Source organism: Lewinella sp. (assembly GCF_050633125.1).
Classification (GTDB): domain Bacteria; phylum Bacteroidota; class Bacteroidia; order Chitinophagales; family Saprospiraceae; genus Lewinella.
In genome coordinates this window covers 45,604-63,684 of sequence record NZ_JBOEFX010000020.1, presented here as the reverse complement: position 1 = coordinate 63,684, position 18,081 = coordinate 45,604, and the positions used below count along the sequence as shown (strand labels likewise).

Annotated in this window: 9 protein-coding genes; 2 read left to right on the top strand and 7 right to left on the bottom strand. The window is 43.7% G+C overall.

The features are described 5' to 3' along the window. Window positions 1-40: 40 nt before the first annotated feature. The gene (locus ACRBG0_RS05165; RefSeq protein WP_431485836.1) at window positions 41-3,073 is read left to right on the top strand and encodes a PAS domain S-box protein; all 3,033 of its coding nucleotides are present in this window, start codon (window positions 41-43) and stop codon (window positions 3,071-3,073) included. 259 nt (window positions 3,074-3,332) lie between these two features. Here ACRBG0_RS05165 and ACRBG0_RS05160 read toward each other — a convergent pair whose 3' ends face one another. Both ACRBG0_RS05160 and ACRBG0_RS05155 read right to left on the bottom strand, forming a co-directional pair. After that, window positions 3,333-4,244, bottom strand: a complete 912-nt coding sequence (locus ACRBG0_RS05160; protein WP_431485835.1) for a sialate O-acetylesterase — start codon at window positions 4,242-4,244, stop codon at window positions 3,333-3,335. Window positions 4,245-4,295: 51 nt separating this feature from the next. Beyond that, complete coding sequence (locus tag ACRBG0_RS05155; RefSeq protein WP_431485834.1) at window positions 4,296-5,951, bottom strand: hypothetical protein; 1,656 nt, start codon at window positions 5,949-5,951, stop codon at window positions 4,296-4,298. 253 nt (window positions 5,952-6,204) lie between these two features. On the opposite strand from ACRBG0_RS05155, the gene ACRBG0_RS05150 reads away from it, so the two are divergent. After that, window positions 6,205-8,343: an endo-1,4-beta-xylanase gene (locus ACRBG0_RS05150; protein ID WP_431485833.1), complete on the top strand. Its 2,139-nt coding sequence runs from the start codon at window positions 6,205-6,207 to the stop codon at window positions 8,341-8,343. 54 nt (window positions 8,344-8,397) lie between these two features. Here ACRBG0_RS05150 and ACRBG0_RS05145 read toward each other — a convergent pair whose 3' ends face one another. From ACRBG0_RS05145 to ACRBG0_RS05125, 5 genes are read right to left on the bottom strand one after another with little or no spacing between them, the layout of a single operon-like run. Beyond that, window positions 8,398-9,471: a glycoside hydrolase family 5 protein gene (locus tag ACRBG0_RS05145; RefSeq protein ID WP_431485832.1), complete on the bottom strand. Its 1,074-nt coding sequence runs from the start codon at window positions 9,469-9,471 to the stop codon at window positions 8,398-8,400. 21 nt (window positions 9,472-9,492) lie between these two features. Continuing rightward, window positions 9,493-13,755: a hybrid sensor histidine kinase/response regulator transcription factor gene (locus ACRBG0_RS05140; protein WP_431485831.1), complete on the bottom strand. Its 4,263-nt coding sequence runs from the start codon at window positions 13,753-13,755 to the stop codon at window positions 9,493-9,495. A gap of 58 nt (window positions 13,756-13,813) precedes the next feature. Further along, window positions 13,814-15,040: an AGE family epimerase/isomerase gene (locus ACRBG0_RS05135; protein WP_431485830.1), complete on the bottom strand. Its 1,227-nt coding sequence runs from the start codon at window positions 15,038-15,040 to the stop codon at window positions 13,814-13,816. Further along, window positions 15,037-16,218: a glycoside hydrolase family 130 protein gene (locus ACRBG0_RS05130; RefSeq protein WP_431485829.1), complete on the bottom strand. Its 1,182-nt coding sequence runs from the start codon at window positions 16,216-16,218 to the stop codon at window positions 15,037-15,039. The genes ACRBG0_RS05135 and ACRBG0_RS05130 overlap by 4 nt, the downstream gene beginning before the upstream one ends. A 25-nt stretch (window positions 16,219-16,243) precedes the next feature. Continuing rightward, window positions 16,244-18,076 (bottom strand): sodium:solute symporter family protein, encoded by a 1,833-nt coding sequence (locus ACRBG0_RS05125; RefSeq protein ID WP_431485828.1) that lies wholly within the window; start codon window positions 18,074-18,076, stop codon window positions 16,244-16,246. Window positions 18,077-18,081 lie beyond the last annotated feature (5 nt).

The following is an 18,081-nucleotide window of genomic DNA, read 5'->3' as shown; positions in this document are numbered from 1 at the left end:
GCCTTGTTGTCTGACTAATTACGGCCATTAAATCTGCTCAATGGGGAATAAACGACCAGCAAAGAATTTAGATGAACAGCGCTATCGCGTCTTAATTGATAATGCCCAAGAGGTGGTGGTCATTTTTGATGTTGAATTGGATCGGTTTATTGAAGCCAATAAAGCCGCCATTTCTTTGCTTAAATTTTCCCGGAAAGAATTACTTCAGCTAGGTCCTTCAGACATCAGTCTTAAGCTTTACCAAGGAAGATCAGCTGCTGATCAAGCTAAAGCATATATCCAACAAGCATTAAATGGAGGTAATCCTTCCTTTGAATGGATTCACATTGATCGTGATGGCCGCGAAATCCCTTGTGAGATTCGTTTGATCCGATTTCCTCCTTATGACCGGTCAATAGTTCGTGCTAGTATTATTGACCTGACCGAAAAAAGAAAGTCTGAAGCAGCACTTATCGAAAGTGAAGACCGGCTTAAGCTTGCACTAAAAACTGCCGGTTTAGGTTGCTTCGATTGGTATCCTGAGGAAAACCGGACACATTGGGACGCAGGTATGCACTGTTTGTTTGACCTAGACCCCTCTGATCCAATTGATAGAAATGCATTTTTTTTTCAGTGTATTCATCCAGATGACAAAGAACGCATCACTGGAAAGTACAAAGGCATGTTAAATCCCGAAAGTGATATGAATACTTTCGAGACCAAGTTCAGGATAGTTAGAAATGGTAATATCCTCCACATGGCATTTTCAGGGATGGTTGTGCGAACTGAAACAGGGAAAATCCGGCGACTTGTAGGAACTGTTCAAAATATTACATCGCGGGTATTAGCCGATGAGCAGCTAAACAATCGAGCCACGCTTTTGAACAACCTGTCTGATGCTGTTATTTTAACAAATGAAAACTATGTAGTCCGTTCTTGGAACAAAGCTGCTGAAAAAATGTACGGATGGACAGAAAAAGAAGTAATTGGCCAACGTCTGGGAGCTGTACTACCTACCCAATATATTAATGGAGAACAGCAGGAAAAAGTCGCTGCCACTTTCTCAAAAGAAGGCATTTGGAACGGGGAGGTTATCCAGAAAACCAAAGGAGGAGAAGAGCTATATATATTAGCTTCCATTACCGCACTGAAGGATGAATACGGAAACACAACGGGAGCCATTGGAGTCAACCGAGATATCAGTGATCGTAAACGAGCAGAAATAGCCCTCAAGGAAAGTGAAGCTTTTCATCGAGCGGTTTATGATAATAGCCTGAATGCCGTATTGATAACCGACAATAGCGGCAAACTAAATTCCTTTAATAACGCAGCATCTGATATGCTTGGCATCAAGGAGGAGGCTTTATCACAAATGCGTATTTTAGATTTACCTATCACAAGCCCATCTGATAAAAAAACATGGTTTAAAGAAATATTACAAAAAGGAAAAGAGGTAGGTGAATTAACCATTTCTCTACCTGAGCAAGAAGCACGGGTAGCTCAATATTACGCAGTTCAGGTTTGGGAGAACTTCAACATGTTTATTTTTGTAGACATTACCCAACGTAAAAAGATTGAAGAAACTTTAAAAGATCGAGAAGAGCGATTCCGCACCATTTTCAACCAGCAGTTTCAGATCATGGTACTCCTCTCACCGGAAGGGCGTGTTCTAGAAATTAATGATTTACCGTTTAAAGTTACAGGATCACAAAAAGATTACATTGGGGGCTATGTTTGGGAAACTCCTGCATGGGTAAAACTCCCAAAATGGCAAGCAATTATCAAAGCACAAGTATTAAAAGCGGGGCAAATTCAAGAGACTTTAATTGCTGAAGACGCTTATATAAACACCAAGGGAGAACTACGGTGGGCTGATGCTGCTTATACTGCCATTCGCAACGAAAAGGGGGATGTAAAGTATATTTTAGTACAAGCATCCGACATCACGGAACGAAAGCAAACGCTGGCAAAACTGTCTCAAACGCAACAAGAACTTTCTGAGCTAACCAACCGGTTTCAAATTTCTACCCGTGCAGCCAAAATTGGCATTTGGGACTGGAAAGTACAGGAGGATGTTTTGATTTGGGACGAGACAATGCTAGAGATTTATGGCATTTCAGGGAAAGGTCTTTCTATTAAAATAAAGGATTGGCAACAATACCTGTACCCCGATGATTTAGGCCTTTTCCAGGAAATGATCCGTTGGAATTCAATCGGACAAAAAGAGTTGCTAAATACGGAATTCCGGATTATAAGAACCGATGGTGCCATTCGCTATATCAAAGCCGTAGGGAGTGTGCAGCGTGATGCGCAATGCCAGGTGATACGAATAATTGGCACAAATTGGGATATTACCCAAGAAAAAGAAGCCGAACAAGAACGAATTCGGTCTCGCCAATTAGAAGCCCGCAACAAAGAACTTGAACAGTTTGCCTACGTGGCTTCCCACGATTTGCAGGAACCTCTGCGAACAGTAATCAGCTTCGTTGGATTACTCAAACGCGGCTATCATGACAAATTGGACGAGCAGGGCCATGAGTACCTAAAGTTTGTCGTTGATGCATCTGTCCGAATGAGTCAACTCATCAAGGGCTTGCTGGAGTACTCCCGCATCGGTACCAATCGTCAACTTTCTCTGGTCAACATCAATGATCTGATTCAGAACATTATCGACGATTTGTCTGCACAGATCAACCAGACCCAAGCTAATATTTCTATTAAGTCTATGCCCAAAATTATGGGTTATGAAACGGAGCTTAGATTGTTGTTCCAAAATCTTGTATCTAATGCCATCAAGTTTCGAAAAGCAGGCCAATCTCCCATTATTCATTTAGGCGTAAAAGATGAAAAGAGTCATTGGTTATTTACCGTCACTGACCAAGGTATCGGAATCGAGTCTGCGTATAAGGAGCAAATATTCTCGTTATTTCAGCGGCTACATGGCATCGAAAAATACGAAGGCACAGGTATAGGGCTGGCACATTGCCACAAAATTGTAGATCTACACGGAGGAAAAATCTGGGTAGAATCACAACTACACCATGGAAGTACCTTCTTTTTCAGCATATCCAAATCTGTAAAAGCACTCGATTAAAAGTGTTAATCAGTCTTCTTCCAAAAAATCAATCCCGCGATCACACCTACCACTCCTAGGCCGAAAAAGATGTAAGCTTGCTGGGTAGCCTCCTTGTCACTGGCCGAAATGTCCAGACCNNCTGATATCCGCTGTAGCATCTTGGTACAATTGAAAACCGTAGACGCCGGCAGCGATACCTGCGAGTAGTAAGATTAGTCCGATTAGTTTATTCATTTTGGTATGTTTTCGGCTAATTTAGTGCTTTTACCTCAACTATCTAACGGGAGGCATCGAAATCCAACAGCCCATCCAATGCTTCAGCGAATGCAATCCCCAACAATAGGTAACTCGGACCATCATAATGATAAGGGTCGGAATAAGAATAGAAATTCGTGTCGCGAACAATAGCCGCATTTTTATCCTTTTCCACAAACTGCTCCTGTGCATGTTGCACCAATTCCGCATAGCGCCAAACCTTGCCATGAGGCAATTGGCCAGAATCAGAAATTTTACCAATGACAACAGGTAAATCTGGATTTCTAAAACTGGCTCTTATTAAATCCATGAGCCGTTTCAGGTGCTGCTCATAACGATTTGCGATCGCTATACTAAAGGCAGAGTCACTTTCTCCCTGCATCCACAAAATACCGCTGGGCAGTAGCTCATCTGACTGCCCGTCGCCGTCGATATCGTGGACACTCATCGCGTAGTTGAGCGTGGACAGAAAATGATCATACTGGTTGATCCCATTAGTGCCAACATAATCGGGCTCCCAGCAACCATATTCTCCTTTTGCTAAACTATCAATGGAGCTTCCGCCGCGAGCGTACTTAATGATAGCTATACGTTCGTTGGGGTACAAGGCTTTCAAATGAGCAGCAAAAGACATCTCAATGCCAAAATTCCCTGAAGGGTAATTCTCTTTCCCATCAAAATAAAACCCACCGCCATGCCCTGGGCGCAATTGTTCCCATTTTCCTATCCCTCCGTTTTCTTCTTCATCGGCCGTCGAATTACCATGAAAAATGTATACATCATCAAAGACTTTATTCAAAGAATCAGGCAATTGCTCCACTTTGCCGTAGCCATCCATATTGGATTGCCCTCCCAGGTAGAATAATCGAAGCGACTGCGATTGTGTCCACAGTTGTAGCGGGAGTGTCAGGAGTAATAGTAGCGTGTATCTCATGATTCTGTTGCTGTTTTCGTCTGTTGCCTTTAAATATTTCCCAAAATGCAATTAGTAACCCTTCCTTTTTTCTCTAGGATTAAGCGAGTTCCGCGCAACATAGAGAAGCTGTAAGTAACTCCCCATCAGCAGGTTGCTCTTTGAATCAAAATCCTCTTTGTTTGTCAATTGGGGTGCTTGCCAAAAGCTACCTTTTACTGGCATCGGCAAATTATCATTGAGATAGCAACTCTGCTGGCCTACACCAGCAACCAATGACCTACCGCCGTCTGCGTGTAGGCCATGAATATAGTCTAAGCTACTAAAAACCAGTCCTACATCAACGAGTTCAGGAAAAACCTGGTGCAAAAACCAACAGTTTAAGGCATTGCTCAAAAGCACTTCATAATTTACCTCCATGGGTGGAATCAGCGACAAATGACCTCCTTGCTGGCTGTGTTCTTTGCTCCACCTTGCCGCTAACCGCCGAAAAGTATTCTGATCTTTTTTTGACAACTCAGCATAAGTACTGGAAAGCACTTCTATGTGTCGGTCAAAGTTTGGTTCTATTTCATTCCAATCCAAGGTACCATGCTCCTGGTGTTGTTCCTCCCCTGTCGCATGCTCTATGGCCATCTTAGCATTCTGTGTTAGCCATTCCGACAAGAGGTTTTTCCCTAGCTGCTCATAGACCCATTCACTAATAATTATTGGTTTTGAATGCTGCTCGCCATATTGTATCACATAAAGGCCTTCTTCTTGAATTGGTGAAAAATCAAATCGCAATTGCTGCCTGCCCAGGGTGTTTACCGCAATGACAGGGCCAGTAAAGACTGGGCTGAATTCTCCGCCGATATTCATCTTTAGCAACTTGGCATAAACTTGCCGCCGTTCGCCATCAGGTAGAATGGCAAATTTGGCTTGGCGCGCATGATAACCCGTCTGAACAAATAGAATATCGTCTGACATTATTTCCGAGCGGGTACTACTTACTTCTATTTCCCATTCGGCCAGCTTCCCCGTTTTGCCTATAGGCAAAAGCGTAAACAAATTAAAGAAACCTGCCGACCAACTTTCGCGGCGATCTTCTAGCGACAACCCTCCTGCCAACGCTTTGATCCCCAAGGTGTATTTCTTTCCTACAAAAGTAAAAGACCGGCCTCCTGCCAGTGGTAATAACCATTGTCTTCCGTCCGGCCACACACTGTATTCCGGTGAAGGATACAGTGGAAAAACACCCGCTATTTGATCCGCGCTAAAAGCAGTTTCTAAAAAAGACGCCGGCTTGAGGGAAAGTCGCAATGCCATTTCATTACGTAGCGTAGAAGGCAATGGCTCGTCACAGAAAACCGTCATTAAGATGCCTTGCTGCGTAGCTTCGAGTTGTATTTTTAAATCAATCGATAAATCATTAAAAGAAAAAATCGCCTGAACGATTCCATTCTCCAAGTCAACAGTTTTTTGTTCCAAAAGCGGAACAGCCTCTTTACCATCCTGATCTGTCCATACTACCTGGCCACCTAATGCAACCAGCGTGCTGTCTTGTTGTATCCCCCACGACAGCTTGGAACCACCTTCCTCGCCTTGAGGAGTAAAAACAATTTCATTATCCCCTGGCTTAACAAACTCTCCGCTGGTATTCAGCTCCCAGCATTGGCCTATTAAAACGCTCTTTCCCACAAAAAGGAAAACAAGGAGTACCAGATACAAAGAAGCCCGAAGTTTCATGTGCTCAGTGGTTGTTGAGAAATATAAGGCAATCGGAAGGATTCTTTGTGCATTCTAAGAAAATAGTATCAAACACCCCCCTAATTTGGGCGTTTCACCACACTGCACGCTCTGCCTTGCGCTGTAATTTTGGTTTATCCGCGTAGAATTAAATTATCTTTAATGATACTACGCACTTCAATAAAGAACCTATAGTCTGCCAGCCCAATATTTGTGAATTCTGACTTGGAAGACTACAACAAAAGAGAACCTCATGAGACACCCATTGCTTTTTGGAATCACACTGCTCTTTCTTTCAACAATCACACAAGGGCAAGATGATTACCACTTAAACTTACAAGCAGAATTACAAAGTGAATACAATCTTCCCTCTGGAAATTGGGCGATCCCTAACACTGAAGCTAGCACCATAGCGGCTGCCTCTGCTTATGGAAATGTTAGCGAAAACACATCCCCAATTAGTGATCAGTTTTTTTCACAAAAGACCAGTATTACAGTTAACGCTGCTGGAGCCAACCAGTGGGATGCTGGTTACAGTATAGGAAACACACAAACGATACAGGCTGGCAGTTCAGCCCTCATGGTTGTTTGGTTGCGGGCACAAAGTAACAGTGGGCCTGATGGACAGGTAAGTCTCTTTGCTGAAAATTCCTCTACTTATGAAAAGGAAGTTTACCTGACCTTTGATCTTTCCGGCCAATGGACCCAATACTTCATTCCTTTTGATGCTGAACAAACCTATCAGCCCGGTGATATAAACTTTGGTATGCACCTGGCGTGGCAGGAACAGATCATCGAAGTTGGAGGCATGGCTGTTTTGGATTATGGTACTTCCGTAGGGGTAGAAGACTTACCCAACCAAGTAAACAATGACCAGTATGGTGGCTGGGAAGAGGATGCTCCCTGGCGGTCGGAAGCTGCTGACCGTATTGAAAGCCTCCGGAAAGCAGACCTTACTATTCGTGTGCTAGAAGAAGATGGCACCCCTATTTCGGGCGCTCAGATAAGCGTAGAGATGTTGCAGCATCAATATGGCTTTGGCTCTGCGATTGTCACACGGCTATTTGCCAATAACAACAGCCATAATGATACCTACGCTGATAAACTCACCAACTTGGATGGAGAAGGGCATGGTTTCAATTGTGTTGTTTTTGAAAACGCAATAAAATGGCCTAGCTGGGAACAAAACTGGATCACTACGCCTGCCCAAACAGTGAATGCCGTACAATGGCTTGTGGATAGAGACATAAAACTCAGAGGACACAACCTTGTTTGGCCAGGCTGGTCCAACCTCCCCCCTGATCTGGAAGCCAACCAAAACAACCTCCCTTATATCCAGCAACGACTCAATGACCATATTGAAGAAATAACCACCTACCCCGGCCTTGCTGGCAACATTCCGGAATGGGATGTATTGAATGAAATTACCACCAATCGCGATTTGGAGTACGCCTTTCAAGGGCAACCCGGCTACCCGACAGGTAGAGAAATTTATGTTGATATTTTCAATCAATTGGAGCAATTTGATCCTGATACGAAAACCTACATCAACGACTACGTAACAATCAGTCAGGCCAACACTGGTGGAGGTAATTACGACCTTAAAAAGCAATTTGCACAAGAATTAGTAGACGCCGGTGTGCAGTTGGATGGCATTGGCTTCCAGGCTCACATTGGAGGATTCCCTACTTCTATCTATGATGTTTATGGCATCTTGGACGATTTCTACACTACTTTTGGCACAACCGCAAAAATCACAGAGTACGACACCAACGAGGCTGTCAGCGACGACTTGGCAGCGACTTACCTCCGCGACTTCCTGACCATTATTTTTAGCCACCCCAGCACCGACGGTTTCCTCATGTGGGGATTTTGGGACGGTGCGCATTGGCATAACAATGCCCCTATGTTCTACGAAGACTGGAGTATAAAACCCGCCGGGCAAACCTTCATTGACATGGTATTCGACGAATGGTGGACCGAGCAGTCGGGGGCCACCAACGATCAAGGAACTTATGGCCTTCGCGGCTTTAAAGGAAAATACAAGATAACGATAGACTGCGGCGATGAGGTTATTGTGGATACCATAGCACTAAACAACAACTTGGAAGTGATAAAAATCGGCAACGACCTAACGACTGACCTTACCTCCCCTGGTGCTTCCATTGGTGTTAAGGTTTATCCAAATCCAGCTACTGACCTTCTCAGGCTAGAAAAAACGACAGAAAGCCCTATACAAATATTGCTTTATTCGCCTAACGGGCAACTAGTCATTCAAAAAGAAATGACAGAACGCAACATGGCCATTCCCCTAAATTTTGGGGTGGGAATATTTGAACTCGTCTTGAAGACGGATACTCAAGTGCAGACAAGGCAGCTTATTATTCATTGAGCATAAGTCGTCCCAAATTTTGACTAAGACTAAAATTTGGGACGACTTATATTACTACTTATTCAACTCCAGCATCACCCCTCTAAAGAACTCCCCGGAATGAGTAGGCTCATATTGGTAGTTTTTGATGAGTTGTGGATGCCAATTGGGATCGAAAACCCAAGCACACCAGGAGATGCCTTTTTCTGCAAAGTAAGCCATGATGGCTTCTCGGTACTCACCGTCTTCGATCAAGTGATGCTCTCCTTCAAAGTAATAGCCCAGCTCGGTAGCTACAATGGGATAATCTTCGGCTAAAAACCCAAAGTGCTCTTCCCAGTGTGCTTCGCGTGGTGGGTCACATTTACCTGGGTAAGGGTGGGTCACATAAGCAATCCCTGGCCGGGCGATAGGATTGAAACGAATATCGCGTAAATCATAGGCCCAGTCAAACCCGCCAACCAATGGAATAACGGCTTCGTCGTGAGCGTAAATGATATCGATGATATCCTCTACCAAGGTTTTCCATTCCATCCAACTGCAATGCCCCAACGTTCCATCAAAAACGGTAGGCTCATTGTATACTTCGTAAAAAGCAACGGTAGGTACACCTTTATAATGCCTAGCGATAACCTTCCAAAACTCATAGGTCTCGGCTTTAGTGGTCCGATACATCGGATGCTGAAACATTTCCATTTTCAGGTTGCCAATGCTGTGCCAATCGACGATCACATACATGCCCAATTCGGTACACCACCGTACGGCATCATCTAGCAGTTTTATATAGTTTTCCAAGCCACGTTGATGAACGGAAACCGGATGAACAGGTAGCCGAACCAAGTTGACACCCCAGCTTTTGATGGCTTCAAAATGAGCTTTTCCCCAGTGGCCATCTTTCTCGATCTTATCCGGATCAGAGATTGATAAGCCGCGAAAAATAACGGTTGCTCCGTTTTCGTCAACAAAGTGGTTTCCCTCTACTTTTATAAAAGGCAATGGCGTAAGATCAGCACTTGCTTCGTAATCGGCAATCCATTGTACATTCCACCAATCGGCACGCTCTGTAATATCAACAGTAGCAGTTTGGGCAGATATTGGCATCAGTTCACAAAACAGTAATAATGCCAGGAAGAAAAAGTTGATTTTCATTTTATTTGTCTTTTTAGATAATTAATCCAAGTCATTGGAATCGTCGTCTTCCGGATAGCTTGACGGGCTTACCCCAAATTCTTTTTTAAACTGTTTCCGAAACGACCGAAGGTCTACATAGCCAACCATGTAGGTTACATCTGCAACATTATACTGGCCTGTTTTGAGTAATTGTGCCGCTCGTTGAAGTCGAAATCCGCGAATAAGCTGGATGGGCGATTTGCCAATAATGGCTTTCAACTTTCGATAAAGTTGCATACGGCTCATGTTCAAAGAGGAAGCTAATTGATCGACAGAAAAATCACCGTCATCAATGTGGTCTTCTATTACTTTTTTGAGTTGGCTGATCAGCTCATCATCCAAAGAATTGACGCTTATTTCGGAAGGATGCAGGTCTATTGATTTTGAATAACGCTGCCGTAATGCCTTTCTCCCATCAATTAGGTTTTTGATCCGAGCCGATAGCAACCTCATATTAAACGGCTTGGTGATGTAGTCGTCCGCGCCATAGGTCAAGCTCTCTATTTTAAATACCAGAGAGGTGCGGGCCGTCAATAGCACAAAAGGAATATGACTGGTTATGGGGTTCGTTTTTATGGCCGAACAGAGCTCTATACCATCCATTTTTGGCATAGCAATATCGGCAAGAATGAGTGTTGGGGGGTTGGCCAGTGCTAGGTTCATACCTTCTATACCATCAGCTGCTTCTATGATATTATAATCGGCCTGGAGATTGGACCTCAGGTAGCTTCGGATGTCAGCATTGTCTTCCACAATCAAGATTGTAGGAAATTCATCATCGAAATCTACCTCATTTTCTATTACCTCAACGGGCTCTATTGAAGCTTCAGCACTTCCCATATCTGACACTACAAAAGTACTGGCGAGTTCATCAGATGCACTTCCTGATAAAATTTCGGCAGGGGCAAAATGGGTGCTTCCTGTTTTCAGAAAAATAAAAAAAGCAGTTCCTACCTCTTCTTTACTCTGAACAGTTATACGCCCATTGTGCTTTTCTATAATTGTTTTAGCTAACGAAAGCCCGATACCCGTACCACTTTTACGAGCCCATTTTCGGGATTGCTCCACCTGGTAAAAGCGATCAAAGATGTTCTCAACTTGATTTTCGGGAATACCTATGCCTTCGTCTTCTACTTTAATACATATTTCTTCATTCGCGTGCTCTTGCGTAATATTTATGCTGATGCGGCCGCCATCCTGCGTAAACTTAAACGCATTGGAAAGCAGATTAAAGAGGACTTTTTCCAGTTGATCATAATCAAACCAGGCAAGTATTTCCTGTTCTTCTGTATGAAAATTGAAATCTATTTTCCGCTGAGTCGCCAAATTCCTAAAGGAATCCCATATCTCTCTAACAAAGATGACAATATTGCCTTGAGTCACCCTCAGTTTCAAAAGGCCCGCTTCGCTCTTACGAATATCCAAAAGCTGATTGATCATAGACAGCAACCGGTTTGCATTGAAGTGCATACGCGTAAATAAGCGATGCCGTTCAGCATTCTCAAAAGAGCCTTCCAGCAAATCTTCCAACGGACTGATAATCAATGTAAGTGGTGTGCGCAACTCATGAGAAATATTGGTAAAAAATTGCAACTTTAGCTGATTAATTTCTTTCAGTTTATCACTTTCCAATCGTTCCAACAAGAGGCTATGCTGTAGGTCCGAGCGCAGTTTGATTGTCCTATATACAGTGTAGGCCAACCCTGCAAAAAGCAGTACATAAAGGATATAAGCCCACCAAGTCAACCAAAAAGGAGGTGTAATGGTCACCTCTATCTGGGCAGGCTCACTCCATATTCCTTCTTTACTGGCAACTTTTACTAAAAAAGTGTAATTACCGTGCGGCAAATTTGTGTAATGTGCTGTTCGGGAAGCAGCATCCTTATAGACCCAATCAGTATCGAATCCATCCAGCTTATAGGCATAGCTCAAACTAGAAGAAGCTCCGAAATAAAGCCCTGTATACTCAAAGGACAGCATATTATCGCTATGCCGAAGCACCAAATGACTGGTTTCTGAAATACTCTTTTCCAAAATTGTCCGGCCATCTTTCATTGGTCCAATCGGGACAGACTGGTTGGATAAAAAGAGCCTTGATATGGAAATCTTCGGTGCATAAGTATCAGCAAAAATGTGGCTGGGTTCTATGATTGAGATGCCATTTACCCCCCCGTAAACCAAAGAACCATCGGGCGTTAGAATAGCAGATTCGTCATTGAAATAGTTATCCAGCAAGCCATTCGTACGATCATAGTTTTTGACCTCCAAGCCTTCTTTTGTAAACGCAAGAGAGGAAACCCCCTTATGCGTGCTCACCCATATTTTACCGCTTTCGTCTTCGAGTATAGACTGGATCGTATTGTTCTGCAATCCATGTTCCTCAAAGAAGACAGAAAACTGGTCAGTATCTGACTTTAGCAAGTTGAGGCCACTGTCCGTACCTATCCAAATCTTCCCTTGAGAGTCGATAAAGAGATCATTGATAAAATTATTGCTAATACTTCCTTCTCTTGCATCACTATAGTTGAAATGCTCAATCAACTCCAACTCCTCACTTTCTGCTTGATAACGAAGCTTGTAGACACCGTCTCCCCTTGTACCTACCCACAAAAAAGTATGATCGTCTTTCACTTCTTCCGCCAGGTGAACGATGGGGTATTCTTTGAAATTGATCGATAAATCTTTACTCGTGTCAAAATGTTTAAAAGTGCCTTCTGTTGGCGAGTATTTGGTAAGGCTCTGGTCCCAATAACCAATCCAGATGTTACCATCTTGTGTTTCTAGTATCGATTGTACATAATCGTCACGGAGGTAATCACTTTTGGTGAATTGCTCAAAGTTTGTGAGCCATCGGCCGGTAGTACCTATTGCATTTTCTTTGATCTTAAAAACACCAGCGCCATCGGTTGCCACCCAAAGCCAACCTTGCTGATCGATCAATAGCTCAGAGATAAAATCAGATAGTTCGCCCATTTTTTGCGCCGAAAAGCGATAATTCTGTGCAATTTGATACTCTTCCTTCCCTCGCAAAAGCGGTAAATAGAATAAGCCCTCCCCCTTGGTGCTAACCCACAGTCCGTCTTTTGCTTCATTCCTTACAAGAGAACTTACGCTACCATTGTTGGCCTGTTCTGATGATTGGAGATAGACCCCATAAAAACATGACTCTGCTAAATTTATCCGATTAACACCTTTGTCTAATCCCAGCCAAATATTCCCCAACCTATCACTAGATATGCAGTGGATCAAATTACTGCTCAGCTGATCAGGTGTATTAGGTTGTGCCCAAAATTGACGATTGGCCCCTGTTTTTAAATTCAAATTATTCAAACCATTCATGGTTGCGATCCAGATACTCTCGGCACTTTCCTCCAGCAAATCGCGAACATGGGGATGGCTTAACCCCGAAGAGCTGTCGATATTGTTATCATAGATCGTTGTTTCAATACCTTCCTGAAAATCCTCACTGAATTGAATCTTCTTTAAGCCGACACTTGTACATGCCCAAATCGTATTCGGGTGGTATTCTGAAGGTATGAGCCTATAGATAAAATTGTGGGCCAAATAAATATCATTCGACAAGGAAGGAGGTGCTAAATCATACTGGACAAAATATTCCTTGCCATCCTTTTCAACCAAGCGATTGAGCCCTTCTTCCGTTCCCACCCACAGAGAACCGTCGGCTGTTTGAGCAATAGAATACACAAAATTGTGGCTCAGGCTACGCCGGTCACTGGGGTCATGCTTATAATGTAGAAATTGCTTTGTCGTAGGATCAAAGCGATTGAGCCCCTGCTCGGTACCAATCCAAAGCATACCAGCCTCGTCTTCAATAATAGACGAAACATTATTATTGCTTAGGCTATTCATATCATTGGGGTCGTTGGCATACTGCTCAAATGCCTCGCGTTCCCTGTCAAAGCGATAAAACCCTGTATAGCTACTGCCTATCCATAGGTTACCTTTGCTGTCCTCAAAAAGGGTCGTTATTTTACTGCTTTTCAGGCCATTTACATTACCAGGCTGCTGCCGAAACAGCTCAACTTTATAGCCATCGTGTCTTGCTAATCCAGACCAGGAAGCAACCCAAACGAAGCCTTTTCTATCTTCAAGAATATCATTGATACCCGTATTAAAAAAGCCTATTTCATCCGTAAGCCTGGTGAAACGCAAGTCGTGTTTATGATATTGAGCATAACTGAAAAATGGCGATAGGAAACATACAAGAAGTACAGCTATCGGCCCCAAAAAACGTTGCGACATCAAAGGAAATTTAGCGACATTAGATAACTTGATTGGTTTTAAAGTTAGCTGATTGGCATTAGCTGGCCAAGCGATTAAGCATTTCAATACACATTCGAACATTATGATAGGGAGCTTTCCACGGGCCAGCTTTGTTTTCTGAGAAAACAACCTCCCCTTTCTTATCCACCCGCCAATGCCACTCTCCCTGATCCTTGTCCAGTATTTGCTGCTTGATAAACGTCCAGGCATTAACACTGGCCTCTACATAAGCGGGGTCATTGGTACACTCAAAGGCGTTCCAGAAACCAATTACCCCTTCTGCCTGCACCCACCAATGCCGATCATAATCGATAATACCGCTCTCGGGGGTCGCTTCGTAGTTGATAGCACCACTGCCTTCCAGCGCTTCTTCGTAGACCGCTTCTGCCATAACCTTGCAAATAGGAGCTATACGCTTGATAGTTTCCGCTCTTCCAAGTATCTCGGCAGCCTCCTGTAGTAGCCAACTGGCCTCAATATTATGACCATAAGAGATATGATCTCCCTTAGGATTCCAATTCTCATCAAAATATATCTGAAGACTTCTACTTTCTTTTTGAAAAAACTTCTTTTCAAAAATAGCCAGGCAATTTTCGAGAGCATCGCCTAACGCCATAAACGGATGTACTTGGTAAAAACTGGCATACGCCTCCAAAACGTGTAAATGAGTGTTCATAATTTTCGCCTCATTTTCGTCTTTTGCGCTGAGGCGAATATCACTCATTGGTGTCCAGTTTCGTGCGAAAGCACTTAAATAGCCATTGCTGGTGGTATCCAAACTGTATCGCTCGATGAGCCAAAACAACTCCGTAGCTTTATCCAAAGCATCCTTGTTGCCCGTTAGTTTGTAATATGCAGAAAAGGCATAAATGGCAAAAGCTTGCGCATAAATTTGTTTTTGCCCGTCGATAGGATTCCCCTTGTGGTCGAGCATCCAAAAGACACCTCCTTCAAGCTCGTCCCAAAAGAATGTACAAATGTATTCATACGCACGGTGCGCCATATTCCGCTGGATGACATCCTTGGTATATTCTGCAGCTGTAGAAAATGTCCAAAGCAACCGTGTATTCAAGATAACCCCCTTGTCTGCTGTAGGAAATGCCTTTCCAAATCCATCTACCCGCCCAATAAACCCACCATACTCTTGATCAGGCATATACTTTATCCACCAATTCAAAATACGGTATAGCTCTTCCTGAAACTCTACCTTGAGTTGCAAGCTGATTGAACTGAACGATGCAAAAGAAGAGGGTGCTTTGTTCATAATCTCAAACTCTTTATGATCTCCAAATTACCGCTAATGAGCTTGCACCTTTCTTTGACACTTGCTGCCGAACGCAAGCCATCTTCGGGTGTATTGCACACATAGTCAATCAGGCGGTCTACTGTCGTCGTAGCCACATGCATTCTGGTATCGGAAGAACCGTAGTAAATAAATACTTCTCCGTTATCCTTGGCTATCCAGCCATTGCTAAATACAACATTGCTCACATCTCCAATGCGTTCTTCGCCTGCTGGTGCTATAAAATGGCCTGCTGGCGCATGGGTTACTTCCCAAGGTTTCTCCAGGCTAGTCATAAACATATACAAGACGTAGCGCAAGCCCGCAGCAGTATTCCTTACACCGTGTGCTAAATGCAACCATCCTTTACTGGTTTTGATAGGTGCCGGCCCTTGCCCGTTTTTCAATTCTTTGATGGTATGATAGATTTTTCCATCGACAATGGTCTCCTGAGGCACTTCGGCATGTTCCATACTGTCGGTCAGTCCCCAGCCGATACCGCCGCCACCACCTACCTCAATAAATCCGTCTTGCGGGCGCGTATAAAGGGCGTATTTACCACTCACAAATTCCGGGTGTAAAACCACATTGCGCTGCTGACCAGCATGGCTAATCAAATCCGGCAGACGCTCCCAGTTGACCAAATCCTTGGTGCGGGAAATACCACAACTGGCTACTGCCGCCGAAGTATCCGGATTACTCAAATCTTTACGCTCTGAACAAAAAAGGCCGTAAATCCAACCATCTTCATGCTGCACCAAACGCATATCATACACATTGGTGTCGGGGTCTGCTACTTCCGGCATCGTGACCGGATAATCCCAAAAGCGAAAGTTATCTATACCATTAGGGCTTTCAGCTATGGCAAAAAACGACTTACGATCATTGCCTTCTACCCGAACCACCAACAGGAACTTGCCCTTCCACAGCATTGCGCCAGCGTTAAAAGTGGCGTTAATCCCTTGTCGTTCCAGCAGTAAAGGATTGGACTTTTCGTCAAGGTCGTATCGCCAATAAACTGGCACATGGCTGGCGGTAACAACAGGGTATTTCCAGCGTTGGTAAATCCCATTGCTATCCGCTAGAGGCTCATTGACACGGCTTAACAGCTGTGCTTGGCTAGCAAAAAGTTGACGTATTTTTTGATCAAATGCTATCATTATAAAGTGGAATTCATTTTAAAATTTAAATCCTATCCACCGGCAATTTATCGTACCAAGTCTTCTTGAGAATCAGCGTGCAAACAACTGCAATGCCGAGCGCAATCAGCGTTGGTACAAGCTGAAGCAAAACAAGGTAGATAGGAAAAATCACTAGTGAAGTTTGCCAAATCACCCCAACCACAACATTGAAAGCGTCCTTCTTCAAGTCCTTGTTGGGTTCAAAAGTGGGGTCTTCCGCCATGACTTTTTCACGGATAGGCTTCCAAAAACCCCATGGTCTGACATTTTTGTAAAACTTCTTTAACGTTTCTTCATCCGTTGCTGGCGCAGTGTAAGTACCTGCCACACAACCAATGACAGAGATGAGCAACATCAGCGGAAACGTGTATAAATCTAATACACCATCGAAAATAAACCGGAATGAAAGTGCCGGCACCAGTCCGCCAATCATCCCCCAAAAGAAACCATTGCCATTAAATCGCCACCAGTACCACTTGAGTAAGTTAGCGGCCACATAACTGCCATAAAGCCCGGAAACAATCCATTGAAGAAGATCATTGACATCCTTGGCGAAAAAACCCAGCACTATGCTGATAGCAACCATGATTAATCCCGCGCCGTAATTGACAAACTTAATGCGGCTATTCTCTGCATCAGGCCGGATGTATTTGAGGTAAATATCATTGACAATGTAAGCCTGGGTAGCGTTGAGCGTGCCCGCAAAAGTAGACATAAAAGCCGCTAGCAAGCCCGCCAGTAATAAACCCAAAAAGCCTATTGGGATAAACTCACTGATGGCCGAAGGCAGAATTTGTTCAAAGTCAATATTGCCGCCCACCATCAAATCCAGGCGATTGAAATAAATTAAACCTAGCACCCCAAAGCCAGCAATCATTACATAGCGGATAGGCATCAAAATAAGGCTAACCGATCCACTCATTAAGGCGGCTTCACGCGGAGATTTGGTAGACAGAATCTTCTGCATATCATAGTTAGGAGCGGGGCCAGCTAAACTGACCAATACCCCTTTAAAAATCATCATCATAAAGAAGAGGGAGAATAAACTGTAACCATCACTTTTAATCTTTTCATTGACCTCCGGTATAATCGTCGACCAATCCAGATCGAGGTGGCTACCAAAAAAGGGCGTCAACCATCCATCAGGTACCAGTAGCTCGTTAGCCGCCAAGGCATTCATGGCAATAACGCCAACCACAATACTGGAAATGGCCATTAAGGCAAACTGCATCACATCGGCCCAAACGATACTCAGCATCCCCCCCAAAAGGGAATAGAAAACCGCAAAAAGCGTGAAAATAATCCCGTAAAAGTGTGGCACATACTCGGCACTTACACCAAAAGGAACATAAGCAGATACCACTTCCCAGGGAACGAATATCTCTACGAATTTCCCTATGCCGATAAAGCCATAAGCTAGATAACCAAGGCCCATAATAATGGCAAAGACAATGACCACAGTATGCGACATTTGAGCGCCTCGCTTTATACCAAACCGTGTATTGATCCACTCTGCTCCCGTTGTTACATTCGACCTTCGCAGCCAGATGGAGAGGAAAACCATTAGGAAAATTTGATTAAAAACGGGCCAAAGGAAGGGTATAAAAGCACTTTTAAGGCCATATACAAACAAAAGTGTCACTAGCCACATCGTGCCCGATATATCGAACATCCCCGAGGCATTCGATAAACCAAGCATATACCAGGGAATGGAGTTTCCTCCCAGCAGATAGCTTTGCTTGTTTTTTTCTGCCTGCTTCTTTAGCACTAAGCCGATGACTACAGTTGCCAGCAAGTAGGCAATAATAATGGTTATGTCAATGGTAGATAACTTCATGAAAC